Annotated in this window: 25 protein-coding genes and 2 pseudogenes; 11 read left to right on the top strand and 16 right to left on the bottom strand. The window is 54.3% G+C overall.

Annotated elements, in window-relative coordinates:
- Nucleotides 1-575 precede the first annotated feature (575 nt).
- From QRN22_RS15115 to QRN22_RS15105, 3 genes are all read right to left on the bottom strand, one after another.
- The gene (locus QRN22_RS15115) at nucleotides 576-1,928 is read right to left on the bottom strand and encodes an APC family permease (protein WP_042552946.1); all 1,353 of its coding nucleotides are present in this window, start codon (nucleotides 1,926-1,928) and stop codon (nucleotides 576-578) included.
- A gap of 216 nt (nucleotides 1,929-2,144) precedes the next feature.
- Complete coding sequence (locus QRN22_RS15110; RefSeq protein WP_042552947.1) at nucleotides 2,145-2,894, bottom strand: OBAP family protein; 750 nt, start codon at nucleotides 2,892-2,894, stop codon at nucleotides 2,145-2,147.
- 46 nt (nucleotides 2,895-2,940) lie between these two features.
- A complete protein-coding gene (locus tag QRN22_RS15105; RefSeq protein WP_042552948.1) occupies nucleotides 2,941-3,477 on the bottom strand; it encodes a DUF4142 domain-containing protein in 537 nt (178 codons plus the stop codon).
- A gap of 816 nt (nucleotides 3,478-4,293) precedes the next feature.
- Between QRN22_RS15105 and QRN22_RS15100 the strand changes: the two genes are divergently transcribed.
- Nucleotides 4,294-4,755: a PA2169 family four-helix-bundle protein gene (locus tag QRN22_RS15100; protein ID WP_042552949.1), complete on the top strand. Its 462-nt coding sequence runs from the start codon at nucleotides 4,294-4,296 to the stop codon at nucleotides 4,753-4,755.
- Nucleotides 4,756-4,993: 238 nt separating this feature from the next.
- On the opposite strand, the gene QRN22_RS15095 is transcribed toward QRN22_RS15100, so the two are convergent.
- On the bottom strand, nucleotides 4,994-5,503 hold the full coding sequence (locus QRN22_RS15095) for a ferritin-like domain-containing protein (RefSeq protein WP_042552950.1): 510 nt from the start codon (nucleotides 5,501-5,503) through the stop codon (nucleotides 4,994-4,996).
- A 201-nt stretch (nucleotides 5,504-5,704) separates the two neighbouring features.
- On the opposite strand from QRN22_RS15095, the gene QRN22_RS15090 reads away from it, so the two are divergent.
- Together QRN22_RS15090 and QRN22_RS15085 are read left to right on the top strand one after the other, a co-directional pair.
- On the top strand, nucleotides 5,705-6,580 hold the full coding sequence (locus tag QRN22_RS15090; RefSeq protein WP_042552951.1) for a manganese catalase family protein: 876 nt from the start codon (nucleotides 5,705-5,707) through the stop codon (nucleotides 6,578-6,580).
- A gap of 352 nt (nucleotides 6,581-6,932) precedes the next feature.
- Complete coding sequence (locus tag QRN22_RS15085; protein ID WP_042552952.1) at nucleotides 6,933-7,544, top strand: DapH/DapD/GlmU-related protein; 612 nt, start codon at nucleotides 6,933-6,935, stop codon at nucleotides 7,542-7,544.
- Between the two features lie 86 nt (nucleotides 7,545-7,630).
- Here the strand turns inward: QRN22_RS15085 and QRN22_RS15080 are convergent, their stop codons facing one another.
- From QRN22_RS15080 to QRN22_RS15070, 3 genes are all read right to left on the bottom strand, one after another.
- Nucleotides 7,631-7,888 (bottom strand): DUF1652 domain-containing protein, encoded by a 258-nt coding sequence (locus QRN22_RS15080; RefSeq protein ID WP_042552953.1) that lies wholly within the window; start codon nucleotides 7,886-7,888, stop codon nucleotides 7,631-7,633.
- A gap of 88 nt (nucleotides 7,889-7,976) precedes the next feature.
- A complete protein-coding gene (gene umuC, locus QRN22_RS15075; protein ID WP_042552954.1) occupies nucleotides 7,977-9,251 on the bottom strand; it encodes a translesion error-prone DNA polymerase V subunit UmuC in 1,275 nt (424 codons plus the stop codon).
- Nucleotides 9,244-9,681 carry a LexA family protein gene (locus tag QRN22_RS15070; protein ID WP_042552955.1) on the bottom strand — a complete coding sequence of 146 codons (438 nt, stop codon included), beginning with the start codon at nucleotides 9,679-9,681 and terminating at the stop codon, nucleotides 9,244-9,246. Before QRN22_RS15070 ends, umuC begins: the two co-directional genes overlap by 8 nt.
- A gap of 99 nt (nucleotides 9,682-9,780) precedes the next feature.
- Here QRN22_RS15070 and QRN22_RS15065 point away from each other — a divergent pair, with 99 nt between their 5' ends.
- The 4 genes and pseudogenes from QRN22_RS15065 to QRN22_RS15050 all read left to right on the top strand — a co-directional run bounded on the left by QRN22_RS15065 (nucleotide 9,781) and on the right by QRN22_RS15050 (nucleotide 12,389).
- Nucleotides 9,781-10,473 (top strand): SOS response-associated peptidase family protein, encoded by a 693-nt coding sequence (locus tag QRN22_RS15065; protein WP_042552956.1) that lies wholly within the window; start codon nucleotides 9,781-9,783, stop codon nucleotides 10,471-10,473.
- Between the two features lie 209 nt (nucleotides 10,474-10,682).
- Nucleotides 10,683-10,847 (top strand): annotated as a pseudogene (locus QRN22_RS15060) (con-10 family general stress protein); the annotation flags it as partial.
- Between the two features lie 216 nt (nucleotides 10,848-11,063).
- Nucleotides 11,064-11,417, top strand: coding sequence for a hypothetical protein (locus QRN22_RS15055; RefSeq protein WP_042552957.1), 354 nt, complete (start codon nucleotides 11,064-11,066; stop codon nucleotides 11,415-11,417).
- 513 nt (nucleotides 11,418-11,930) lie between these two features.
- Entirely contained in the window at nucleotides 11,931-12,389 is a 459-nt protein-coding gene (locus QRN22_RS15050; RefSeq protein WP_042552958.1) for an Hsp20 family protein, read from the top strand.
- Nucleotides 12,390-13,150: 761 nt separating this feature from the next.
- On the opposite strand, the gene QRN22_RS15045 is transcribed toward QRN22_RS15050, so the two are convergent.
- A complete protein-coding gene (locus tag QRN22_RS15045) occupies nucleotides 13,151-14,056 on the bottom strand; it encodes an SDR family oxidoreductase (RefSeq protein WP_042552959.1) in 906 nt (301 codons plus the stop codon).
- Nucleotides 14,057-14,386: 330 nt separating this feature from the next.
- Nucleotides 14,387-14,863: a CinA family protein gene (locus tag QRN22_RS15040; protein WP_042552960.1), complete on the bottom strand. Its 477-nt coding sequence runs from the start codon at nucleotides 14,861-14,863 to the stop codon at nucleotides 14,387-14,389.
- Between the two features lie 137 nt (nucleotides 14,864-15,000).
- Between QRN22_RS15040 and QRN22_RS15035 the strand changes: the two genes are divergently transcribed.
- Complete coding sequence (locus tag QRN22_RS15035) at nucleotides 15,001-15,321, top strand: diguanylate cyclase (RefSeq protein WP_042552961.1); 321 nt, start codon at nucleotides 15,001-15,003, stop codon at nucleotides 15,319-15,321.
- A 174-nt stretch (nucleotides 15,322-15,495) separates the two neighbouring features.
- On the opposite strand, the gene lpdA is transcribed toward QRN22_RS15035, so the two are convergent.
- The gene (gene lpdA / locus QRN22_RS15030; protein WP_042552962.1) at nucleotides 15,496-16,896 is read right to left on the bottom strand and encodes a dihydrolipoyl dehydrogenase; all 1,401 of its coding nucleotides are present in this window, start codon (nucleotides 16,894-16,896) and stop codon (nucleotides 15,496-15,498) included.
- 375 nt (nucleotides 16,897-17,271) lie between these two features.
- Nucleotides 17,272-17,829 (bottom strand): PaaI family thioesterase, encoded by a 558-nt coding sequence (locus tag QRN22_RS15025; protein WP_042552963.1) that lies wholly within the window; start codon nucleotides 17,827-17,829, stop codon nucleotides 17,272-17,274.
- 58 nt (nucleotides 17,830-17,887) lie between these two features.
- Between QRN22_RS15025 and QRN22_RS15020 the strand changes: the two genes are divergently transcribed.
- Entirely contained in the window at nucleotides 17,888-18,331 is a 444-nt protein-coding gene (locus tag QRN22_RS15020) for a MarR family winged helix-turn-helix transcriptional regulator (RefSeq protein ID WP_042552964.1), read from the top strand.
- 214 nt (nucleotides 18,332-18,545) lie between these two features.
- On the opposite strand, the gene QRN22_RS15015 is transcribed toward QRN22_RS15020, so the two are convergent.
- The 4 genes and pseudogenes from QRN22_RS15015 to QRN22_RS26665 form a co-directional block, all read right to left on the bottom strand.
- Nucleotides 18,546-19,043 (bottom strand): P-loop nucleotide/nucleoside kinase family protein, encoded by a 498-nt coding sequence (locus QRN22_RS15015; protein ID WP_042552965.1) that lies wholly within the window; start codon nucleotides 19,041-19,043, stop codon nucleotides 18,546-18,548.
- A 20-nt stretch (nucleotides 19,044-19,063) separates the two neighbouring features.
- Nucleotides 19,064-19,537 carry a ProQ/FinO family protein gene (locus QRN22_RS15010; protein WP_042552966.1) on the bottom strand — a complete coding sequence of 158 codons (474 nt, stop codon included), beginning with the start codon at nucleotides 19,535-19,537 and terminating at the stop codon, nucleotides 19,064-19,066.
- Between the two features lie 129 nt (nucleotides 19,538-19,666).
- Nucleotides 19,667-20,371, bottom strand: coding sequence for a methyl-accepting chemotaxis protein (locus QRN22_RS26670; RefSeq protein ID WP_502945151.1), 705 nt, complete (start codon nucleotides 20,369-20,371; stop codon nucleotides 19,667-19,669).
- A 153-nt stretch (nucleotides 20,372-20,524) separates the two neighbouring features.
- Nucleotides 20,525-20,653, bottom strand: a pseudogene (locus tag QRN22_RS26665) (HAMP domain-containing protein); the annotation flags it as partial.
- A 1,858-nt stretch (nucleotides 20,654-22,511) separates the two neighbouring features.
- Here QRN22_RS26665 and QRN22_RS15000 point away from each other — a divergent pair.
- Entirely contained in the window at nucleotides 22,512-23,483 is a 972-nt protein-coding gene (locus tag QRN22_RS15000; RefSeq protein WP_042552968.1) for a tetratricopeptide repeat protein, read from the top strand.
- A gap of 59 nt (nucleotides 23,484-23,542) precedes the next feature.
- Here QRN22_RS15000 and QRN22_RS14995 read toward each other — a convergent pair whose 3' ends face one another.
- Nucleotides 23,543-24,835 carry a protein NO VEIN domain-containing protein gene (locus QRN22_RS14995; protein ID WP_502945149.1) on the bottom strand — a complete coding sequence of 431 codons (1,293 nt, stop codon included), beginning with the start codon at nucleotides 24,833-24,835 and terminating at the stop codon, nucleotides 23,543-23,545.
- Nucleotides 24,836-24,849: 14 nt separating this feature from the next.
- Between QRN22_RS14995 and QRN22_RS14990 the strand changes: the two genes are divergently transcribed.
- Nucleotides 24,850-25,788 carry a hypothetical protein gene (locus tag QRN22_RS14990; RefSeq protein WP_156152672.1) on the top strand — a complete coding sequence of 313 codons (939 nt, stop codon included), beginning with the start codon at nucleotides 24,850-24,852 and terminating at the stop codon, nucleotides 25,786-25,788.
- Nucleotides 25,789-25,924 lie beyond the last annotated feature (136 nt).

Genomic DNA, 25,924 nt, shown 5'->3' with positions numbered 1-25,924 from the left:
TCCGTGGCGCCGATGATGGATTGGACGGATATTTGTAAAATATCTAATATTTTCAATTAATTAAAATTTTAAGCCTCGAAATTTAAGCATTTTTTTAGCACTGAACGCTTTTACACAGCTATCGGTGCTGTAAAGGATCGCTCATCCTTGACGAGGCGCTGCCTGTTTTCAGTAAAAGACGGAGGCTCTGTACCTATTGGCATCAAAGGGAAAAGCCAGCCAAACGGATGCATCGCGCAGCCAATCGCCAGTTCCCGGACAAGCCAATGTCCCTCGACGGTGTACTCAGCTCAAGCTCCATCAGCATGCACCCACTCGTATAGCAAAAGGCTTACACGGTGTTGTGTAAGGTGGCTCTGGTGACAACCCAAGCGGCGCCTTAATCTATGCCTACCTTGCAGCACAGGACGTGCTCAGGGTCATGGATGATGTGACCACAGTCAGGATGGTGAGCCAACAGGATGTTGGCGTTGGTCAGTAAAGGCCCGCTTCGGCGGGTTTTTTATTGCCTGAAGTAAAGTGCGGCAGTCAGAAGACTCCCCATTTAACTCACCTTAAAGGCGTCATTCCCCCCCCTACTTTTCCGTCTCGCTCACAACGTTGTAATCGTCGGCATTGAGCGGTTTTACGCCGCCAGCACGTGTGATGCCATATACGACGACTCCCACAAACAGCAGCGTCCCCGCTCGAAACCAAGTTTCCAGATCTTGTTGCGACATTAGCAGCAGGCACGAGGCAATGCCCAGAACCGGAACCCAGGTGGGCACACGAAAATGGTCGGTTGAAACCTTGTCACGCCTGAGAACCAGAACGGCGAGGTTGGTGCTGATGAAAACGAATAACAGCAGTAAAACGACTGTCTGCGCCAATGTCGCCAGCGAACCGGTGAGCGTGAGCACGATGGCCACCAACGTCGTTATCACGATTGCCACGCCTGGTGTACGGCGTTTTGACAAGACATTGGCGAGAGCGCTTGGCAGCAGCCCTTGCTGGGCCATGCCATATGCCAGGCGGCTGGCCATGATCATAGTCAGCAGCGCGCCATTGGCTACGGCGATCAAAGCGATAAAGGCGAACAGTTGCGGTGGGATCCCGAGGCCCGAGGCTTTTACTACTTCCAACAGTGGCGCTGAGGAATTCACCATGTTTTCGACTGGCATCACCACCGCCGCGGCGATGGCGACGGCCATGTAAATCGCCCCGGCAGCGATCAGCGCCCCGAACAGCGCACGGGGATACGTTTTGCGCACATCTCGAATTTCTTCAGCGAGGTTGGCCGATGTTTCAAAGCCGACGAATGAGTAGAATGCTAGCAGCGCTGCAGCGAGCACCGCAAAGGCCGGACTGACCCCTGCTTTGAATTCGATGACTCGGCTGAAATCCGCTTCTCCAGTACGGAAAAACCAGGCAGCGGCGAATATGACCAGCAGCAGCCCTGACAGCTCAACCATGGTCATGACCACGTTTGCCGACAACGACTCCTTGATACCCCGTGCATTGAGCAGCGCGATAAAGATCAGAAACATCGTGGCGGCGATGTACGGCGAGATGTCGACGAAGGTAGCCAGATAGTCCCCCGCGAATGCCAGCGATAGCCCTGCCGCGCTAGTAACCGCAGCAGCAAGCATACAAAAGCCCACCAGGAAAGAAACCAGCGGAGACCTGTAAGCCTTGGCCGCGAATACAGCCGAGGCACCAGCATGTGGATACTTGGTCACCAGTTCTGCATAGGATCCAGCAGTCAGCAGCGCGAACCCCAGTGCGACCAGCAGTGCCACCCAGATCGCCCCACCTACCTCCCCAGCGATAGTGCCAACCAGGGCGTAAACACCAGCTCCCAGTACGTCGCCGAGAATGAACAGCATCAACATTGGTCCCGTCACGGCGCGCTTTAACGTGGAAGTGGGCTGTTTCTTCGGCACAGGCATGCTCGCTACCTTGTATGTATGGATACGATTAGGTTCCGGCTTAGAAGCCTGGAGCCTCTCGGCCACTTCTTTGCATAAGGGACCAACGGCTTGAGTTTTGGCTCGCCAGAGGCGTCCAGACCGAAGTAAGTAGATGGTGCTGTTCGACCAGAAGCCACTGGGGATGGTGCACAACAGTCGCTCTAACCAAGCCACTCATCCTGCCAACGGCCGCCCTCAGTGCTCGCCATGGGCATTGGTCGGATCGTCAATCTGGAATGCCCGGCCTTTCTGCCAAGCATCGGCTCCAGGATCAACTGCAGGTGTTTCGATATCGGCACGATCAAGGCGTTTTTGCTTACTGTCGATGCCAAAACGCTGATCGCGCTCGTCAACCATTTTGGGATCTGCCTGGCCGTCGGCAGTGAACCCCATCATCAACTGAGGTACGCCCAACGGCAGGCTCTTGTGCTGGTCGGTGTGCCAGGTATGCCAGGTTTTACCGTAGGTACGCACCAGCTTACGCATCAGCGCATGTTCCGCCGTCTGCGCAATGCCAGGTGCGATCAGTTGACCTGATTTCACCTCATGCACGTGGCTGTGCCACAGCGCCTTTTCCTTTTCGGGCAAGGTTTTGAACAGCTGTTCGCTGATGATGTATTCGACGCCCATGAGTTTGGCGTCCTCGACATTGCCATCGTAAATCACGCACTGAATCAACTCTTCGCTGAGTATTGAACAGTAATGATGCGCTTCCATCTGCGCGTCGGGTCGACCGCTGTAGAAATGGAATCCGTCCAGATAAGCGTTCAACGCAGCGACAGGCGGACGGGATTGCAGCAGTGCAGCACCAGCGTCAAGCAACTGCGTATCGACTTCGGTAGGCCTACCCTCAACGCCAACATTTGAGGGGCTCTCGCCGCCGGCGCAGGCGCTGAGTGCTAACGCTGCCAATAAGGGTTGCAGAACGCTGATGCGACTTTTCATCGGGGTCTCCTGTTACTTGAGGAACAAACTCTCTTTGGAGCGGCGCCTACTGGACACTCTGCGCTGGAGGAGTACGTTGATGAGTCAGCTCTCGCAGGTCACGAGCCATTTCCAGATGGTGTTTAAGCTTCGGCAGCACCTCCTTGGCCCAAGCGCTGAGCTCGGCATCCTCAGAGGCTGCAGCTTTTTCATAAAGCTCGATCGCCTGCTCGTGAGCTTCTACTTGATTGTTGGCGTAAGCATCATCAAAGCTCTCACCTTCACGCACCTGCAGAATCTTTGCTTTTGCCTGGTTCATCAGGTCGGCATCAGTAGAAATCTTTAGCTGTTTTTTCTCGGCCAGAGCCTTGAGCTCTTCATTCGCGCGGGTATGGTCATCAACCATGGTTTGCGCAAATTTCTTTACTTCGTCGCGGGTGCCCTTTTCGAGTGCCAGCTTGCCGGTCTCGATCTCAGCAATGCCTTTTGCCGAGGCCTCTTCGGCAAAATCTTCAGGAGTTATCTGGGAGGCGGCATGAGTGGCGTTGCTAAGCCCCAGCAACAAAGCCAAGGCTGTACCAAGCAATACAGCGGACTGTTTCATATCGAAATCTCCTATGGAGCGTTGGTTTGAGGATGTTCGTCTGCAAAATGATTTCCAACTAATCAAAAATGCAGCGATCTCGGTGGCTGAAAAGAGTTTCAGCATTCGAACTGCCATACCTTAGGGTCAATGCGAAATGACAAATGAGGGCGATCTGGGCATTAGGCTTCCTCTCTATTCGCCTGCTCTTAGTGGCAGCTAAACCTATGAGATGAAGAACGCTCTGAATGTTCTGGTCAAAATTTGGCTCTGCCGATAAGCGGTGTTTTGATATCGGAGTGCAATCATTTTTTGACCGCAAGACTATCGATATCTACCGTCCGTAAGATCGTGGAAACTGTCAGCTAACGCTAATGCTCTTAGCCTCACTACCGCTCGAGCATTTTCTATGAACTTCCAAATCAAGCAATTTGAATCTTCAGTCGCTCGCGATTACGTGATTCATACTCAGTCCAGCCCTAACGGCATGACTCTGCTTTGCAATGACCTCGTAGGCAACTTAGTCGGCTCAAGGATATTTACAGCAAGGCAGTTGAAGAACACTGCGCTGGTCAGCCTTGTGCTCACAGATCTCAGAACAACGCTATCCAGGAGCACTAATCAGACAGCTTTGCCAAGCAGCTAAAGCGTGTTGAGGCATTTCTAGCCAAGCGAAGGGTTGGCGTTGCCGTTTCGATTCGCATGACACCGATTTCATATCTGGAAAATCCCTGAACCTTCTTCCGTAGGCACTCCCTAAATACCAAGTGCATACGTTGCGCTTGGCACTACTGCCCTTAAAGCCCCCTTTGGGCTTACCGTCTGGAGATACAGGAAATGACTGACATCCATAAAGAAACCATCAAGATTCTCAACGACCTGATCGAGACTTCCAAGGATGGCGAGGCTGGCTTTAAAGACCTGGCCGAAAACACTAACAACGAACAGCTTCGCGGTGTCTTCACTAAGCGCGCAGCTGATACCTCCGGCGCTGCCGCCGAACTGCAAGCACTCGTGCGTACCCTTGGCGGTGATCCGGAAACTACTACCAGCGTGAGCGGTGACTTGCACCGCCGTTGGGTTGATCTGAAGTCTGCCATCACCGGTAAGGATGATGCTGCATTGCTGAACGAAGCTGAGCGCGGTGAAGACGTAGCCAAGAAGAGCTACTCCAAGGCGCTGGAGAATAATGATCTAACTCCGGACGTGCGTGCAGTCATTCAACGACAGTACGACGGTGTGCTGCGCAACCACGATCAGATCAAAGCACTCCGCGATCAGGCCCGTGCTCAGAAGTAACTGATTCAGTAGCGAGAAAGCCCGGCCGCAGCGCCGGGTTTTTTACATGTCTTTTTAATAAGCTAACCTGCTTGATCTAACTTGTGATTTACGAACATGTCGACTTTCGATTAATTGCTTATCTACCTGTCTACCTGCGCCCCATCCCCGGAGTAGTCAGGCTGCGAAACTCAGCAACCATTACATTGATTACTGAGTTTCACAGCTATCAATATCAGCGTTTTTGAATCCCCCCACGTTACCGTTTTGCTTGGGTATCCGGAGCTTCTGAACGAGCCAAAAACGCTTGGGTCAGTTCTGGTAAGTGCTGCTTCAGCCAGTCAGCCATTGCCTGCTCTTGAACCAAAATCTGCTCACAGACCCTGCGAGTCTCACCATCCCCCGCGGCTTTAGCGGCGGCGATCAGCACGGTGTAGGAAGCAATCTCGAGATTTTCAAACACATACCCGCTCATCGCACCTTTGATCACTTCATCACTCATCAGCGAGCCGCCAAGAGCTTGGCCAAACGCCGCGAGCTTGCCAGCTATATCTTTAACGGTTGATGGTTTTTCACCGAGGCGTTCCAAGCACCCTTCGAGCAACTCACGCTGCCCCACAGTTTCGCTTAAATGCTCCTCGATCCGAGCTTTAAGTTTGGGGTAATGCTCTAACCGAGACGCTTGGGCCTTCAACATTTTTTCAGCTTGCTGCTCCATCGCGTGCGCATCACGCAGCCAGTCCAAAAGGTTCTCAGCACGCGTAGCCATGACATTCACCTCTTAATGTTCTGAAAAGAACCTGTGTGATTGCAGTCATTCGGCAATCGTTCGTAAGAGAAGATGAACGGCATTGTTTTCATTCCACTGAGCCAGTCAGCTGAACTTTTCTAAAAGCTCACTCCTCCATCTTTTCAACCAGGCAGGTGCTATCAACATAGGATGTTAAAACGCCACGATGAGGTGATAATAATGTTTGTTCACAATAAACGACTTCAATATACCGTAAGAGTCGCCGGCCCTAACCCAGGGCTGGCCAACCTCCTCCTCGAACAATTTGGTGGGGCGAATGGCGAATTGGCAGCCGCGATGCGCTACTTCACTCAAGGCCTCGCTGAAGATGATCCAGGCCGTAAAGATCTCCTGCTGGACATCGCGACAGAAGAGCTTAGCCACCTGGAAATTATTGGCACGATTATCGGCATGCTCAACAAGGGTGCTAAGGGTCAACTCGCAGAAGGCGTTGAAAAGGAGGCGGAGCTGTACCGCTCACTGACGGGTGGCGGTAATGACTCTCACATTACCTCGCTACTCTACGGTGGTGGTCCCGCGTTGGTGAACTCAGCCGGCGTACCATGGACTGGTGCATATGTGGACTCTATTGGAGAGCCAACTTCCGATCTGAGATCCAATATCGCCGCGGAAGCCCGTGCGAAGATAGTCTATGAAAGGCTGATCAATGTCACGGATGACCCAGGTATCAAAGACGCACTTCAGTTCTTGATGTCTCGTGAGCTCGCCCACCAGAAGTCTTTCGAAAAAGCGTTGCACTCCATTCAGCCGAACTTCCCGCAAGGAAAGCTTCCAGGTTTGCCAGAATTCACTGACACGTACTTCAATTTGTCACAGGGCGAAGGCGACATGAAGGGGTCGTGGAATGATGGGGGGGACTGGATTTATATGGAAAGTCCTCAGCCAGCGGTCGACGGCGGTGACGGATCAGCTTCCGTTGAACTCTCATCCAAAGATCAGAAAACTCTCGAACAGATGAAAGAGAGAACGATGTCAGATCCAACCGCCAACCCGAAAACTGGGGTAGATCTTGGCTCTGGTGGTACGGTGAAGTAATGAATAAGGCCTGGAGACTTCTCCAGGCCTTTTTTCAATCATTTGTGAAACCCGAATATTTGCCGAGTAGTTCTAGCGCCATGCTGCACATACATTTTTCCTGATTGTAATGCGGACTTTACCATCGCGCACCACTCGCTTTTTTGCAGTTGGCAGCCAATTGCTTCGTACGCAATTAATCCCCAACTTGGCTGATGTTACCTATTCTGTCACTCGAATGAGGTTCGTCCATCCGCCGAGCGCAGTCATCTACTCAGATCAACAAAGCCCTTGCACAGTCCTGAATTCTCAGCGAATTCCATAGTCGTATCGCACGATGGATACCCGAACTTTATCTAGACTGGAACAGTTTATGAAGCTACCTGAGATCAGTACCTTTATAGCAAAGTGGCCCTCGCTAGGTTTGGCCCCCTCCTACGCCTGGCTGGTTTCTGAAGACTGCGAAAACCAAGTCTTAGCCTTGATGGCTGGCCTTGGAGCGGGTTACCGACGCCATGGAAACTGTGCCATACACGAGACTGCCGTTGTAGAGCAAGGGGCTGTACTGAAGGGCGCAATCATCATCGGTGAGGGATCATTTGTGGCGGCGGGAGCTTATCTGCGTGGCGGAGTTTACCTGGGAAATAACTGCATTGTTGGCCCTAGCTGCGAAGTCAAAAGCAGCTTCATGCTTGCTGGAAGCAAGCTTGCACATTTTAACTTTGTCGGCGATTCACTGATTGGCGAAAACGTAAATATTGAAGCAGGTGCAATCATTGCCAACTACCGTAACGAGTTGGATGGTGCGGATATTAAAATCCGTTATTTAGACAGCGTGATCGAGACGGGTGTCAAAAAATTCGGTGCTTTAGTAGGCGACCGCTGTAAAATTGGGGCAAATGCAGTGATTGCTCCCGGTGCGATACTGGCGCCTAACACACATGTTCCACGTCTGGGTTTGATTGACCAGTTTGGACACGATTAAGCAATTTCAATTGTAGTACTGGCCAGACTTAGTATCGTGAGTGCTGTTTGGCCATCATGGCTTGCGGATCGCGCATCGCTATTTGGCTACATCTGCCGCCGGCAGATCGGAGACGCCATCTGCAGCGCAGCCAAGTCTTGGCGAATCTGCAGAACAATCTTGGATATTGCTCGTGATGAGCCCAGTTCGGAGCGCTTCAGGCCCGCGACATTCAGCAGCACAGCCTCTGTAGCAGGATCCCGAATTTGAATCGTCACTGAATCATCAGGCGCTACGCTGCAGGTGCACTTCATCGGTAGGAACGCCGACTCAACAATTTGGCGAAATTCAAGCGGTGACATCATTCGTTAGGAGTCCTTTCCAAAAGTAGGGTTTTCTGTCGAGATCGTAGCAGTGGCAACAGCAAATGCAACGACGATTTGCGATCTGTACTCATTTGCATCCGACAGTCCAAAGCTGATCAAGTCGCGTCGTATAGCTCGGGCTGAGCATCTCTCGTTTCATCCCCCATTCAGGTTGTAGCTCTACACGTCCAGGACGTAGCGTTCCCCTGCCCCACTTTGCGTTGATCTCATCGAGTACGGCCATCACCCTCGTTGACTCAACGGGTTGTTGAGGTGCGAACAGGTCGCCCGTGATTTCGGTGCGCTGGCATAGATCAAGCAGCATTACCTCCGCCTTGCTGTACGAATACCCGGCGCGATACGCCTGCTCCAGCGCATGCATGGCGTAGTGAGTAATCATCCGCGTGTCGTCTGTCGCCCAGGGCAGCTGCACTGCAACACCCTTGGCGTACTTCGCCTCGTCAGGATTGTGCATGCCTGTGCGCACACCAACGCGGATCTGGCGGCACACGGACTGTTGCGCCCTCAGCTTCTCGCACGCGATTGCGGTATAGGTGGCCACGGCCTGGCGAATCGATTCGATGTCCTGCAGGCGCTTGCCAAACATTCTGCTCGAGCATATTTCCTGTTTAGGCGGCGCTGCCTCCTCAAGCTCCAGGCAAGGCGTGCCGCGCAGCTCGCGGGCAGTCTTCTCGATCACGACACTGAACTGCTTGCGTAACGTCCAGGCGTCGGCCTGAGCGAGATCCCATGCTGTGTTGATACCTTGGGCGTTGAGGTGCTCGGTCATGCGGTGGCCGACACCCCACACCTCGCTCACAGGCAGAACCCGCAGAACCTTGTCGCGCCGCACCGGATCGCGCAGGTCGACCACACCGCCGGTCTGCTTCTGCCACTTCTTTGCAGCGTGATTGGCCAGCTTTGCCAAGGTTTTCGTATTGGCGATGCCGACCCCAGTGGGTATGCCCGTCCATTTCAGGACGCGTGTGCGGATATCGCGGCCGAGCTGCTCGAGGTTTCCAGGCATCCCGGTCAGGTCAGCAAAGGCCTCATCGATGCTATAAACCTCCACAGCAGAGACCATGCCCTCTATCACAGCCATCACCCGCTCCGACATATCGCCGTACAACGCGTAGTTAGAACTGAAAGCCAAAATGCCATGCTCTCGCAACACCTTTTCCACCAGGTGGTACGGCTCACCCATTTTCACAAAGGGCTTGGCATCGGCAGACCTGGCGATCACGCAGCCGTCGTTGTTGCTGAGTACCACCAGCGGGACTCGCCGAAGATCGGGGCGGAATACACGCTCACAACTGCAATAGAACGAGTTGCAGTCAATCAGCGCGACGACAGGCTCAAGCATGACCGCGGAACATGCGCAGCCCACCTTTTACGACGCCCCACACCTCGAACTGCTCACCCTCAAGCACGTACCGCGGCGCATAAGCTGGATTCTCTGATCGGAGAATCACCTGGTTGCCTTCCCGGGTGTAGGTCTTTACCAGTGGGTCGTTGTCGATCGCGCCGATGATGACGTCGCCGGAAACCGCTTCGAGCGAGCGATCGACGATCACCACATCATCATCGAATAGGCCGACGCCGATCATGCTGTCGCCCACGACTCGTACGTAGTAGGACTGAGGCGCAAAGACGTTAAGAAGCTCATCCAGCGAGATCTTCTTCTCGATGTGATCTTGCGCGGGGCTCGGAAAGCCGGCAGGAACGCGGAAAGAAAAAAAGGGCAGCTCGATATCGGAGCTGCCCAGCGGGCCAAGAATAGTTGCGTTGCCCATGAGAGAGACCTGAAAGCATACTGTATGTATATACAGATACCAAATCAGTTAGCTCGCGGTCAAAGGATCATGATGGCCATCTGACGACCGGAGGGTTTTATGTGTGGACGATTCACCCAGTACCGAACCGTTGATGAGTACGCAAAGGCCCTGCAGCTCGGCCTGCTTGAGGGGGATTGGTCGAACCACCCCCTTGAGCGCTACAACGTTGCACCGCAGTCTCGGGTGATGGTTCTCCACCAAAACGAACATGGGACGCATGCCCTTCCCGTTCGCTGGGGCTACGCGCCACACTGGGCAGACGGTAAGCGTCCGGCGGCGACCTGCGCCAGGATCGAGACAGCCAGCACGAGTAGGTTCTGGGGAGCGATCTGGAAAAAGGGCCGTGTGATAGTGCCCTCAGATGGTTGGTACGAATGGAAGAAGCACCCCATTGATAAAAAGCTGAAACAGCCCTACCTGATCCGGTTGAAGAGCAAGGAACCGATGTTCTTTGCAGCGATAGCCGACCTCCCCTCGACGGCGCATGAGGACGGTGGATTTGCCTTGATCACAGCTGCGAGTGATGTGGGCATGATCGACATCCACGACCGTCGGCCCGTTGTGCTTCGTCCTGATGTCGCGAGGGAATGGCTTGAGCATGGGCTACTGCCAGAGCTCGCAGAGGATTTGGCAAGACACCACGAGACGCCGGTCACTGAGTTCGAGTGGTTTCCGGTTGGCAAGGCAGTTGGCAACGTGAACAACCACGGCGTGGAGCTCATACAGGAGATCAGCAACCCGCTGCTTTAACGCTGCTGAATTGTGTGAGTCGCGGGTGATCGCCAAGTGCGCTGCAGGCGCCTGTTCAAAGGCGTTTGCCCCCTTACTCAATCAGCCATTTTGCCAGCATCCGCTGGTCGCTACTTTCGAACCATGGATAGCAACGCCTCTTCCAATATCTGTGTCGCAACTTCTTATGGCGCATCCATCGAGGGATTAGGGAAATGGCTAGTACCAACTCTGGCAACTTTGCAAATGACCGTGAAAGAGCCTCTGCCGCAGGCAAAAAAGGCGGCTCTAACAGCGGAGGTAACTTCGCCAATAATCGGGAGAAGGCCAGAGAGGCTGGGCGAAAAGGCGGTATGCACAGTCCTAAACGAAAGCCTGCGGAAACGCCGGATTAGATAAATATCAAGCCAGATGAAAGGTGCGAAATTTGCTTGTTTAGGACACATTGCATCCTGCATGGCAAATTCGCACCCACCCTTGCATCATGCAAGATCGGCAACACAGTAAATCTTTTTATTTCCTTATAGATCAATAGCTTAAACTATTTATATTTTTGGCATGCTCTCTGCTAAATAGGTGGTACATCACCAACCTTACAGAGGGAATCGGACATGGATCACGCCGCTCAATTTCTGACTGACAATCTGCCTGGACATGACGTGAAAATCGCTAAGCGCCCCGACGGCAAGCTATTGGTGACGTTGAGCAGGAATGGCGAAGCCGTTTTTATGAAAGCTGTTGAGCCGCAGTCTGTTATTGAGGAAGGGCTGAGAAGTCTACTGCGTGAAATCCAACGTGATCGCAAGCTGGTGAGTGGCGAGGTCAGTTGGAAGGGGGCTGGAGCGCAATGGGTTCACCGCAGTCTTCCAACCTTTACCGGCGCGCCAGTCAATCCGACCGCAGCTAAAACCATGTGGAAACGGCGTCAGGCCAATTCCTACAGATCATCAGCTGTCAGTTTCTGACAACTACTGCTGGCGATCGAAACTCGGTACGGCAATTTACCTGAACATTTCTCGGATCTGAGCCTTCTATCTCATACATGCCCTTTCGGGCTTCTCTGAGAAGAAGGCTCAGTCGATGTTCACATCCATGTTGTTCCTCGCTTTCGCATTATTGATCATGATCACAGTCGGCTTTTGTTCTGGAGTGGCGATTCTCCATCAAATGGATTGAGACCCTTACAACGTCTCAGCATCTCATCAGACTTGTGGCGCGTGACTGACCTACCCTGTGGAAGAGTCATGGCGGATGAGTAGCAATTCTAGGTTCGCCTACCTTTCTAGTACCGCTTGCTGCGACCCTGCCAGGGTCAACTCCCGCAACGCCCAAACATGCGTTTCTGAAACACTCGTTGATTGCTTAAAAAATTTGGCAGCGCCTCTTGAAACCCAGTGATCCGCACCTAAATTCGCCTTACGCGATGCCGAAATCGGGTCGTGTGTAAATCACTTGGAGAAATCTCAGGAGATTACGCAATGGCTAATACCCTTTCGCTGGCCCCACTGTTCCGCCAGTCTGTAGGCTTTGATCGTTTTAACGACCTTTTCGAATCGGCGCTCCGTACTGAGGCCGGGAATGCCTATCCTCCTCACAACGTCGAAAAGCATGGCGATGACGAATACCGAATTGTCATTGCTGCCGCTGGTTTGACTGAGGCTGATATGGATATTCAAGTTGAGAAAGGCGTTTTAACCGTCGCCGGCGGTAAGCGCGAAAGCGAGACGAATGTGACCTACCTCTATCAGGGAATCGCACAGAGGGCGTTCCAGTTGTCTTTCCGCCTAGCCGATCACATCGAAGTCCAGGGCGCGTCACTCAGCAACGGATTGCTCAGCGTTAACCTGCTGCGTGTTGTGCCGGAGGAGGCCAAGCCTCGGCGCATCGAGATTGGTGATGCGACCAAGCCAGAGCTCAAAGCAGTAAGTTCGCAGTAAGACAGTAAAGAGGCGCTCTTAGGAGCGCCTCTTTCATCAGGCATCGCATGTAAGTAATCAGCTTGTAGCAGGGGCAGTCAGCATGGTCTAGATTGCTATTTTACCGATTGGATCAGAGATGCATCGTGGATAATCCGAAGATTCAAGCCTTCGCGAGCAGGTACGCAGCTGCGCTGATTAATAGCGCCCCACCGAGCGAAGCAGATCTCTCACATGAGGGGTTTTCCCATGATGAGCGTGAGGCCGTTTACCGGGTGCTCAATCAGATCCGCGAGCGACTAATTACCGAGGCCAAGGTTCTGGAATCGCTTTAAGCGAGCGAGTCAGAATCATCCATGGAGTCATCTGCTACACGTGTTGGCCCAGGGCAAATGGTGAGCAGGTGCGCCCCTAGAATTTCACCACCAGCGCGGCACTGGCTACAACACCCTCTGGTCAGAACTAGATAGCGAAGGCCCCTTCACCTACCACCCAGCGACTGGATCATCAGCCGTGATGACGCGCGGGCAGTGGAGCAGCTCAGTATTGCTAGCCCTTTGAGGCTGTCACCTGTAATGCGCCGTACGGTCTATATAAAAGCGGCCCTGCCTTCGAGGCTATGACAGTTCGGAGCACAGCCAGTAAGTACAGTGTTCGAGCGATACCTGCCTCGCCCATCCAGCAGCTGGATGGCGAGGCGGGGTTTTCGTCAATCCAACACATGCATTTTCAGCCCAGAACTCAGGGAATGCCGCATCCGTGTAAGAGAGTGCGAGGTGTAGTTAAGGAAGAGGATTGCCGCCCGTTACACCAAATACCTCGCCAGTGATGTAGCTCGATTCCTGTGAAGCGAGCAGGACATACAAGGAGGCGCATTCCGCAGGCTGGCCAGGTCGCTTCATGGGCGTCTGCGAACCAAACGTGGGAATCTTCTCGGCGGGTTGACCAGCGGTAGGCTGCAACACTGTCCAGATCGGCCCAGGGGCCACGGCATTGACCCGAATGCCCTGGTCGATCACCTGGCCGGCCAGGGCTTTTGTGAATGCGACGATAGCGGCCTTGGTGGATGCGTAGTCGAGCAGCGTTTTGGAAGGGTCGTAGGACTGAATCGAGGCGGTGTTGATGATCGTGGCGCCGGCGGGCATATGCGGGACGGCAGCCTTGCACAGCCAGAACATCGCATAAACGTTGGTCTTGAAGGTGTCATCGAACTGCTGCGTGGTCAGGTCTTTAATATGATGCTGGGCTATTTGCTTGCCTGCGACATTGACGAGAATGTCCAAACCGCCAAGGGCCTCAACCGCATTCGCGACCAATGAAGTGCAGAAGGCCTCGTCCTTGAGATCCCCGGGTAAAGCAACGGCGCGCCGCCCTTCCGCCTCGATGAGCTCCACAACCTGCAAGGCATCAGCCTCTTCCTCCGGCAGATAATTCAACACAATATCTGCACCTTCACGGGCATAGGCGATCGCAGCAGCGCGCCCAATTCCAGAATCCGCTCCAGTGATCAGAGCCTTGCGACCGACCAAACGACCAAAGCCCACGTAGCTCTGCTCACCGTGGTCTGGCTCCGGCACCATCCGTTGGCCGAGGCCTGGCTCTGGTTGTTTCTGGGAGGGGAACTCGGGTTGTGGGTATTGAGTGAGGGGGTTTTGCATAGCGTATTGATTTTGCTGGTTGCGAGTCATTACATACTCCTTCGAGCGGGTTCATCATTGAGCCGTCAGGCGCCACCGCAATCACTTGAGCCATCGCTGCGGAGCGCCGACGTTAAAATTAGGAAGCAGCTCGCCGAGATGAAGTTCAACCCATTGGAGTAGCGGTAGTACTGCTTGCGAGAGCTCAGCAAAACCATTCCGAGAAAACGCTCACTTGACTCGTTGAAGGAGGCCCCACCGACTGTTCGAGGAGTTTTTCGCCCAGAGCTGGGGGGGTGTGGATGCCCGACGAGGCATCAATCAAGCAGCCAGGCTGCAATGTAATCTGCACGTCGACCTATTCGCCGGCTTTGCACTTGCTCAAGGATGCCACCGAAGAATTCCCTCGAGCGCGTAAAGGGCGCTGTTTAGTTGAACCTCTTTACGACTGCCTAAAAAGCGCTGTTGTCGGGTGACGAACCGGGTGTTGCCTTCATATTGAAACGCCCAGGCGAACCAAACCGTACCGGGCGGCACGCCGTCCATCGCTTCGTCGCCGATGACCCCGGTAGTGGCTACAGCAACATTGGCAACGCTGTTCGTCAGCGCACCCTTCGCCATTTCCACTACCACCTCTTCGCTGGTCAGCCCAAACGTTTTCATGGTTAGTTGGCTGACCCCTAGCTCTCGAGCTTTTGCAGAGGGTGAATACACCACATAGCCGCAATCTAGACAGGTTCCGCAGCCAGACGCTTCAGTAAGCAGTGCGGCAATGCGCCCTCCTGTACAAGACTCGGCAGTTGTTAATATGCTGGCGCGTTCTTGTAAAAATTCGACGACTAACTGCGGGACGTCCATTTTCACTGCCTCTTTGTTACTGCTGATTACATAAAGGCATCCCAAACTTGGTTTTGTTTCGGTCTGATGGATCAACGGCGCGAGGCTTGAGTGCCCACTTAATAAGCGCTGCCATCGGGAATCCAAGCCCCTTGCCCATGCGCATATCTGTCAGTGTGTACTCCACCTTATTGATCGACATTGGCCGCTTTAAAATATTGAACGCCACGCAAGGTCACCTCCAGGGTGACGAGTGGCTGATGCTCGTGGCCAAAGCCCCGAGGGTCAGCGTTCATCGCGCTTCAAATCTGGCTGCTCGATACGGCGGCGAGGAATTCGCGATTTTGTTGCCGCAGACCAAGCTGGCGAATGCTCTGGACGTCGCAAAACGCGCTTTGGAAGCCATCCAGTCGTTGCAAATAAAAAACCACACCAACTGGAGAACACCTGACCGTCAGCATTGGCGTATCTACTTTTGATGGGAACAGTGTCGATAGCAGTGCTGAGCTAGTTTTGGCAGCATACACAGCCCTGCATGCTGCCAAACGAGGTGGGAAAGGCAAGATTTACAGTCATATCGTCTAGGCAGATCATGCCTAAACCTCCGCGTTACGGATACCTAAGCTTTGACCTGCCCCACTCAACTCCATGTATTAAGCCTGAGTCATATGTCCGCCAACGCCCATCGCGGCTTGGCGCAAAGCTTCAGAGCGCGTGGGGTGAGGATGGCTGGTCAGCGCGATGTCTTCTGCTGAAGCCCTGAATTCCATGGCGACGCAGTACTCGCCAATCATTTCACTTACGCTTGGCCCAACTAAATGTACGCCGAGAATTTCGTCAGTCACCTCATCTGCCAAGACCTTGGCAAATCCATCGGACTCATGGTTCACCTTAGCGCGACTGTTGGCACTGAACGGGAACTTTCCGACTTTATACTTACGCCCCTCTGATTGAAGTTGCTCTTCCGTTTTACCCACACTGGCCAGCTCAGGCCTTGTGTAAATGACGCTGGGAATGAGGTTGTAGTCGAGCATCGGCTTCTTATTCACGATAAGTTCAACACAAACCATCGCTTCCTCTTCCGCCTTATGCGCGAGCATCGCTCCAGAGGTTACATCGCCGATAACCCAGACACCCTCCGCAGCGGTGCGAAGACTCTTGTTTTCCAAAACTCCGCGATCGTTTGTATGAAGGCCTACACTTTCCAATCCCAAGCCTTTGCTAACGGGACGGCGACCGATCGACACCAGTACATAGTCCGCCTCTACAAGCTCGCTCTGGCCTCCTGCAGCCGGCTCCACATTCAGCCTCACGCCGGATTCGTCGGACTCGATCGAGGTGACTTTAGAGCTGAGCTTGAACGTAATACCCTGGCGTGAGAGCGAGCGAAGCAGAGTCTTTCCGCTCTCAACATCAGTACCGTGGGCAATGTGATCAAGAAACTCCACTACCGTCACTTTTGCACCGAGACGACGCCATACTGAACCCAGCTCTAGACCGATAACACCCGCACCGATAACGACGAGATGTTTGGGCACCTCACTCAGCGAGAGGGCTCCAGTAGAATCCAGCACACGTTTATTATCGATTGTCACACCTGGCAGCGACATTGGCTCGGAGCCGGTGGCGATAATGATGTCCTTGGCTGTCAGCTCGGTTTCAACCCCAGACAGATCCATGACAATAACCTTTCCAGGCCCGGCAAGACGCCCCCACCCTTTGACCCATTCGACCTTGTACTTACGAAACAAGAACTCGATACCCTTGGTCAAGGTTGCAACACTCTCGCTTTTTTGCGCCATCATCTGTCCAAGATTCAGCGTCGGAGTCACCTCAATTCCAAGCGTTTTGAATTCTTTACCGGCGGCAGCTTCATAGAGTTCGGAAGCATGTAACAACGCTTTTGAGGGGATGCAACCGACATTCAAACAGGTGCCGCCCAACGTTTCGCGACCTTCAATACATGCAACTTTCAATCCGCGCTGGCCTGCGTGGATTGCTGCGTTATAGCCGCCAGGCCCTGCACCGATAACGATTACGTCATAGTTTTTCAAGAGAAGCTCCTTACGGAAAAGACCGTAACAGTAAACCTGTCTACCTACTGAGTTCTTGAGACAAAACAAGCTGGCATGACGCTACGATTACGGCGAATCGATCTCTGGCTCACTACGCTCTACACCAGACCTGACATCGGCGTGATAGCTGTCACGTCAAACAATCAAAATCTCTGACCACCCTGCTCTGCTACATCCGCCACTATCAACTCGCTCGTAGTACGGGCGTAGTAAATCGCGTCTGATAGTTAGCCAAAATAACAGGGGCAGCAGTCCAATCTTCTTCGCGCCAACTCGGTGGTTCGGCGTGCTGGAAGTGCTCACCCCGGTGCTTGATTTTCCAGCAATGGATCTCAACGCCCCGGCGAGGCGAAGTCAGTTTTGAGCATTGGCCCCATCTCGAGGTGTGGGAACATCAAAAATTAGGCAGGTCGTGGTCGCATGAGCGTACAACTTACCGCTCGCATCGATAATGCGCCCTTCAGCTGTTGCTACCTGACGCCCCGTATGAATCAACCTGCCCTCGGCGCGTACCAGCGGTACGGCGTCGCTCAATGGCCGCACCATGTTCACTTTAAGCTCCAGCGTGGTAAAGCTTTTACCCGCCACAAGCGTGGAGTGAACCGCACAACCAACCGCAGAGTCGAGCATGGCCGCGAACCAGCCGCCGTGCACTGTCCCCATGGGATTATAGTGATGGCGCTGCGGACGGCCTTGGAATATGGCCAAACCTGGTTCCATGTGGACCGGCACGAAGTCGAGTGTCTGTCCTATGGGTGGTTGAGGAAGCACGCCAGCGAAGACGGCCTCGAAAAACTCCATTCCGGACTTACCGGCGACCTCACTCGCCGATGCAACACCAGGCGCACCAAGAGTAGACCTGACAGCCTGCTCATCTGCACGCCACTGGTCGAGAATCTCATCTACTTCCATCTGTCGCTCCCAACGGCTTATGATTGTAGCCACAACAGTTGCAGGTACAACATATATCATGGAAAACGTCAGCAAACCACAGGGCTGTACCAATCTGAAGCTGCGCCAACTTGATCGTGTGGTGACGCGTCACTACGACCAGTATCTTGGTAAGACAGGGCTAAAAAACACCCAGTACGCCTTGCTCTCGCACGTGGTCAAACTCGGTCCTGTTCGGCCTGTCGACTTAGCTCGCCACATGCACATGGATGCCTCCACCCTCACGCGCAACCTGCGCCCCTTAGCAAGCCTGGGGCTTCTGACCTCTGAGGCAGGCCCTGATGCGCGCAGCCATCTGATTCAGGCAACTGAGGCCGGTATAGCCAAGCGGGCCGAAGCCCAACGCGCGTGGAAATCAGCTCAGACAGCCCTCAACGAACTTCTTGGCCAGGAGCGTGTTGCCGAACTGCACACACTTCTGGATGCTTGCATGGGCCGTTTGAGTGATACCTCGGAAGCCTAAAGGGATCACACAGGGCTGATTTGTCTTGCCTGAGTGAGCGTCGGCGTCAGATAGAAGGACTACCTCCGCTGCGCAGCTGAGCTGGTGTATCTAGGGGTGCAGGGTTGCCGGATCTACGTCGGCGGCGTTGTCCAAACGTGATATCGATGCGGGGATACTTCGACTGAGCAGTAAGCATCCAGTGATCCCCCTGCCGCCTTGTGCATAGAGGACGCTACAGCAGGCGTTTGGTGATCATCGATACTGCTTGCACCGGTGAAGTCAGCGCCGTGTCTATCGAAAACGGTGCTTCGGCCCACGCTTCATATTCGTGATCCAACACAGATTGCCAGGTTGGTGGAGTGAGCCCGGGAACATCACTCAGCCTTGTTTCTACACGACGCTGATGTTCATCTTTATCCGAGCAAATCACTTCAATATTTATCAACCGAGTACCAGCCCTTGAGGCGATTTCGCTCCAGGCCATTCGGCTTTCGACCACTGGATTTACACAATCAACGATGACTGTACGCCCGAGATTAAGATTACTCAGCGCAAGCTCATTAGCGACCATGTAACCACTGCGCCCCACATCTTGAGCAAGCGCGCCGGAGTTTCGTATCGCTTGCTCAATCGTATCGATCCGCAGGTAGAGAGCACCTATCTTATCGACGAGCCCCTTGGCGATCGTGGTTTTTCCGGTGCCAGGAAGGCCGCTGAATACGATAAGCATTGTCCGTCCGTTGAAGTGTATTACTCAGCATTGGTCTTGGCCGGGCGCTCACCCTGGGCACGCCGTGCCTGCACTCGCTGCTTCTTGGCTTGCTGCTTTGCATGCAGCGCCTGGATCGCTGTTACCGCACCGACGGCTTGTCCATTCAGATCCAGGCGCGGCGCATTCTCCGTCATGCTCGCCCAGTAGCGACTTCCGCGGCACCAGGAAGCGAGCCCCAGTTTGAGCTGTTCGCTGGAGACGCCGAGCAGCTCAAGGTGTTGTTCCGCGTCCTTGAGGATGCCCTCTTTCAGCGGAACCTTGGGGGCCGGATTGACCGGAAACGCCAATGGAAAATGCTTCTGCAGTCGCCAGATCGCTTCTACTGCAGGATCTTGCTCACGAGGCTTCGCTTGCGCGGAAGGCGCCCGCTTGCGCTGCTTGGCGCCATCCGTCTTCGGCTCTTTTTCAGCCCGCAGACGGTCACGCAGCTCAGCTAATTGCTCAAAACCCATCGTTCATTTCACCGCTTCATGGTTGATACGAACGGAAGCTTATCCTACGTAGTCCTTTAGAGCAGCTTGTGGAGCGGATTTACTGCCGAGCGATGAACAGCAGCGCCTGGAGGTGGCTAATCAAAACTTTCAAATCTTAAAGCGCGACACCACCGTGCGCAGCTCACCTGCCAGTCGCGATAGCTCATCAGCAGTTTGGGCGTTCTGCTCAATGCCTTCCATTAACACTTCGCTGCCATTACGAATTTCGATGACGTTACGGTTAATGTCCTCGGAGACGGCATGCTGCTGTACGGCAGCACTGGCGATCTGGGTATTCATACCAACGATCTGCTCGACCTCTTCATTGATCGCGCCCAGGCTTTTGGCGGCCTCACCCGCAGATTGCATACACGCCTGCGCCTTGTCCTGGCCGGTCTTCATCTGCTCAACGGCAGCCGACATGGCAAGCTGCAGCTCCTGAATGATGCGCCGGATTTCCTCGGTCGAGCCCTGGGTACGCGAAGCCAGGGTGCGTACCTCATCGGCCACTACGGCAAAGCCACGCCCCTGCTCACCAGCACGGGCGGCTTCGATGGCGGCGTTCAGGGCCAGCAGGTTGGTCTGATCAGCAATATTGCGGATCACTTCGATGACCCCACCGATTTCCTGGCTGTGCACAGCAAGCGCTGAAACCTTCTGCGCGCTCAGTTCCACTTCGCTAGCCAGCGCCTCGATAGTCATGCGTGTGTTCTGCATCACTGCAAGCCCATTGCTTGACGCCTGGCTGGCCTGCTCGGCAGCCCGCGCAGCTCCCTCGGTGTTTTGCGCTACGTCGGCAACGCTCGCGGTCATCTCGTTAATGGCCGTGGCCACCTGTTCAGTCTCACCCTGCTGGCTGTTCATCGACTGTTTGGCACGGTCAATGGAAGCACCCAAGCGAACCGAAGCATCGGACACCGCATGGGAGCTTTGCTCCACCTGCGTCAGGGACGCGCGGAATGCTTGCACCATGAGGTTGAAACCGGTGCTGACGTCGGCCATTTCATCTTTTCCGTGCACCTGCACCTGAGCGGTGAGGTCACCCTGTGCGATCAGCCGAGTGGCATCGAGCACTTGGTCGATGGCATTGCGCATCGAGCTGTAGATTCCAGCGAACACGTAGGCCAGCAGCAGCCCCATGCATACGAACATCCCCATGATCAACGCTCGCTCGGACATCCGCTCTTGAGCTCGATAATCCAGGGCGCTGGTCAACTCTTCCTGCAACACATCCTGAGCCTTATACAGATCGGCCACTACAGCGTTGCCTTTGGCCGCCAGCCCCTGCACGCGAGTGATGGTGGCGCCTGTGTCATCCAGCACACGAGCAAGATCCATCCGGAAGCTGTCTAGGGCCTGCAGTGCACTGTTGATGGGCGCCTGCAGCCTATCGCTCAGCGCAGTATCTTTGCGGCGCAGCAGCGCCAAACTTTGCAGCAGCTCTTGGCGTATCTGCATTTCCTGCTTGAGCAATACCCGCAGCGACGAGCGTGTACCAGCGCCAAGCGGCTGTCCTTCCCGCAGCCCGCTGGCCAGCCCACGCAACTGGCCGACAACGTTGATCTGCCGTGGTAGACGCAGGGTGCTCTGGTCGATCATGAACAGCGAGTCATAGTCCTCGTCCAGCACCATTCCCGATGTGGCGCTGATCAGATAAACGAAATTCAGCGCCTTGCCGACTTGCTCGTTCCAAGCGTCGAAAATAGCCGTCTGCTCAGCACTGCCCTTGGCCTGCTCGATCAGCTGCTGGGTGTCCATACGCAAACGCGTCACGCGGTCACCGGTTTCTAGTGCAACGCCCAACTCGCGGTCGGTAGCCTCAAGCTTGGTAAACGCCTCCTGCAGCTTCGCCTGGTTGGCGGCTAGATCACCCTGGGCCGTTGGATCGCCGCTGAGAAGGCGGTTCGTTAGAGCGCGCTGCAGCATTGATAGGCGCAATACGGGTGTGACGTCAAGCAGGTAGCGCTGACCGACCTGCTCGCTGCGGATATTGTCGATGCTGGCGTTGATCTGATTGATCACCCGTAAGCCCAACAGACTCAGCGGAAAGAGCACGATTACAGCGAGAACCGCGAACTTGACAGGAAAGCGCAACCGACTGGTCAGGTGCATGGCAGGAGCAAGGATATTCATGTTTTCTCACAGATCTCGTGGATCGGCTTAGTGTTTTGTGGCGCTCGTAGCGGCTCGTTTTGCAAGCAGCCTTCGTGCTCGTGCCTAGATACAGCGCATTTGGCGCCGACCATCGAGATGGCAATAAGCCATTATTGGTGGTACGCGTGAGACAGCCCTTTCCTGAAAAGGTTGCAACACAATATTTCTGAAATGACATGAGTACGCAATTGCACATGAAACACATTGATTTGCGCTTCAGACAGCGTTGCGAGCGATGCAGTGTGGCGTTCCTTTGCTATCTGATTGGTATTGCCTGCCCTCAACAACCTGTCGGCGGCCCTTGCTAGAACTTAACCGGAAAGGTAGATATTTCTGTCAATTCCTAATCACTCGAATTATGCGGGCCTGGGCTTTCGTCGACCTGTTCGTCGAAAGAATCGGCCAGTCCCCAGTGTTTGAAGTGTTGGTCCAAAACACACCGTACAAGCATGCCCAGCCGCTAGCTCCTCGCCCCCGGCCAACGGCCACACTCAGGTTTGAGAGCTTCAGAATTGCGACGCCCTCGCCCGTTGGCTTGTTAAGTTCGCGCTCCCACGCGGGAGCCGGATATTGCTTACTCCAGGCCATCAGTAGTTGCTGCGGCTAGCGTGAAATGTGCAGGTTGTAGCAATCAAAAATGTAGAAGGTCATTCTTACGACAAGCCTTTTAAGCCCTTCCCTTCTGCGTCGAGACCTCCATTGCTATGCCGTGGCGGCATTGATATAGCTGAGATGGTGATGGAGATGTACCGATCCTCGCCTCGGCGATAATCTGTCGCCTCACTCCACGAGACTCCCTATGCGCATTCGAGACAAGCTGCTTCCCTGGTCATTGCTCTTCATGGTGTTCGGCTTCCAGGCCGCTCTGGCCGGCTCAGTTGACAAAGCGGTGAGCCTTTTTGAAGCGGAGCAATATCAGGCATCGATCCAGGAGGCAGACCGGGTGCTGGAAAAGCAGCCGGATGACAGCCAGGCCCTGAATATCAAAGCGCTGTCGGTTTCCGTTCTGGGCGACGACGAGACAGCAATCCGCCTGGTGTCCCAGGCCCTAGAGGCCTCTAGCAAGAATGGGCAAGCAACGATCGCTCAGCAGTCCGATTACTGGAATAACCTCGGCTACTTCAGCGAACGACAGCGCAACTTCGAGGCAGCGCTGGGCTACCACAAGAAATCACTGGAGATGCGTCTGGCCGCTTTTGGCGAAAAGGATCTCCGCACTGCCGATAGCTACAACAACATCGGCACGACGCTTAGCCGATTGGGGCGCTATGACGAGGCATTCGAATACCTGAATAAAAATCTGACCTTAAGAGAGCGTTTGCTCGGTCCGGATGATCACTTGGTTGCCATCGCGGTAAATAACCTAGGTAACGCCTACAACCTGAAGGGCGACTATGAGCGCTCTCTGCCGCTTTTCGAGCAGGCGCTGGATATCGATCTGCGCCTGTACGGGCCAGAGCATCCGATCATTGCGGCCCGTTGGAACAATGTGGGCGACGCCTTGCGCGGCCTGGGCAGGTACGACGAGGCGGAGCGGTCGCTGAACAAGGCGCTGAACAGTGACCTCGCCACCTTCGGTGAGAGCCACCCGAAAGTGGTGTCGCGCTACACCAACCTGGCACGGGTATACGAGGCTCAGGGTGATACGCCTAAAGCGAGTGCCTCCTATGCAAAAGCCCTGAAAATACTGCAGCAGTCCTACCCTAGTGACACCGAGCAGATTGACTTCCTTGAGTCGAAGCTCAAGGCGATCGCCGCCAAGTCCGGCTGATGAAGATGATGCTGTTCTACGAGCTCTTCCGCTGATCTGAAAAAGAACCCGCTACCGGCCTAGCCGGTGATGCCGCGAAAGCTTGCCCGATAGTCAGTGGCTTTCAGGTGAACATGCTGGGACAGGTCGCCGCTTAGCATGAACAGGCGCGGACCATCCCTGAACTGAAACACCCGATAGAGATAGAACTGCTCGCAGGCTTCCTTGGAGAACTCCAGCTCGTTGTGGCTGACAAGGAATGAGGAACTGAGACCACCGTTGGTGGTTTTGACCTCAATAAAGCGGTGATTCGTCTCATTATCGAACGACAGGATATCGAAGCCTGCGCCGTCACCGCGAGTATCAGACACCCAATCCAGGCGCTGGAATAGCTCAGGGTTACCCATGTCGATCAGCCGCTGCTGCTCGAACTCAATGACCCATTGCTCCCCTGCCCGCCCTAACTTGCGGTTTGCTTCATCGCGAGCAGCAAAGTCGAGCTTACGTGGCAGCCGATCCCGAGTGGATCTAGGGCCGCGAACTAACTCCTCACGTGTCGGGGCTGCGACTAGGGCCGCAAGGTAGGACTTCTCACCTGGGAGTTTCACCTCTTCAAGCGCATCGACAATAGCCCCTACCACCTTCTGCTCTGTGAGCACGTACGCTTGTACCGACTTACGGAGCAATAGCTGGCTATTTCCCCTCGGCTTGTAGCCGTTGATGTAGGGAAGCCCCATTGCATCGAGCACAGCGCTTATATTCTGGTGCTTGAGCTCAACAGACGACTTACTCCGGCCGCTCAACAGACGCCTCAGCGTTTGATTGTGCTCGCTCTTGTTGAAGGCAATACCTTCGGCTTCAGCCCGCAGCATCTCAAAGTAGTCGCGAACAGTGGCTTCCACCTCGGCCTCTGACCAGTCTTCACCAATGCGAATTATGGTGAAACCCAAGCCGGTCAGTAATGGCACGACCGTCGCTTCACCGCCGGAAAAGCTATCTGCTGACAAGGGGCCTTGCTCAGGGAACTGTCGACCGTAGGCGACGCCGGCGATCGCTTTGGAATCGCAGTCTGTTCCGGTCTTTGGATCGCGCACGAGAAAGTCGCGAGACTTCCCGTAGCCGTAGCGTGCGAGGAATCTAGTGCGACCAATGTGCACGAACTCATCCAGGGCCGCTTGAACAGCTGCCGGGCTTCGGAGCTGGGAGAGTTGAGGCATTGAATGATCACATCCTGTCTGAATATAAGGCTGTCGCAGGCCTTGGTCTGCAGCTTTCTGGGCGGTGCCGAACGACGATTGACCTAGAAGCTCGGAATACGTCGGCGCAACCGCTAATATCGCGGCCCTCAAACGGACTAGCAGCTCCAGGCTCATAAACAGGGATTTTCATGGCCACAATTTACGTACTGATAATGCTATTCGTAGCCCTGCCAGCCGCCTGTGCTTTGCTTGGGAAAGCAGCGGTCAAATACGGGTACGTCTCACATCCGCCTTACAGCAGGCTGACCACTAAAACAAAAAAACTAAGCGCCGAAGCTTACTGTGTAGCAGCAGTACTAATGAGTTTGACCGCACTTTTGGTGGTCGCTGGCTACACCTTAGCATCGGGTGAAAAAATCCCAGTCGCGGCAGGCGGACCGATTATGTCTGCCCTTGTCGCATCAACACTAGCTTTGAGCATCATCACCCTAAGGGCCACCATTATTTATCGGTTGAGCCCTAAGGTCTTCAACGTACTAGCGAGTTCAGTGGCGCTGCTAGTGGTGCTGGTGGCGAGCATTTATGCAGACGCACATATCGCTCAATACCTTGAGGTCAAAGGTTCGGAGCTTCCTTCAGCATTGCGCGTACTGACCATATTGCTTTCGGCGTACTGGTGGACGCTCGTCTTCACGGTAATTTCGCTTGGGCTATATGTCATTGCCCTTTTGCTATGGGCAGGTTCCGCCCTCTCCTCCACCGACAGGCGCCTGCTGGAACTCAGTTTCGTCATGTACGGCAGCGGCCCGGCTCCACAGGCAAACAAAAAAAGAAACGGCAAGGAATTCATCTATTTCACCCTCTTTGTAGGGCTAGCATTCACGTCGCTGATTCCCATAAACGCCTTGGCATCCTTCGAGAAGGAAAAGCGACTCATCCGCCTGGCTAACGAGTTGATCGTTTTCTCTGTTTTTCATCTAAAAGAACACGACTGCTTTGCAGATAGCGCAGAGGGCACCGTCTTTGCATTTGTAGATGCAGACAGGGTTTCTGCTGCGACTCCTGATGAGAAGCTCGGTTACACATTTGAGCTGAGAAACTGTGCAGCGGAAAAGCCACAGCTCTGACAAAGCCCATTTATAAGCCGATATAAGCCTATTATGAGCGACCGCTTCCGGCCCAGAGTGTGTAAAAACACTTTCGTGATTTGGGGGCCGCAGCCCAGCGCTCCTGGACGAGGCGATTGCCCAAGCATTTGCCACG

The sequence above is a fragment of the Pseudomonas sp. MEJ086 genome (genome assembly GCF_030209025.1).
GTDB classification, from domain to species: Bacteria; Pseudomonadota; Gammaproteobacteria; order Pseudomonadales; family Pseudomonadaceae; genus Aquipseudomonas; species Aquipseudomonas fulva_A.
This window is presented reverse-complemented; position numbering and strand designations above follow the sequence as displayed.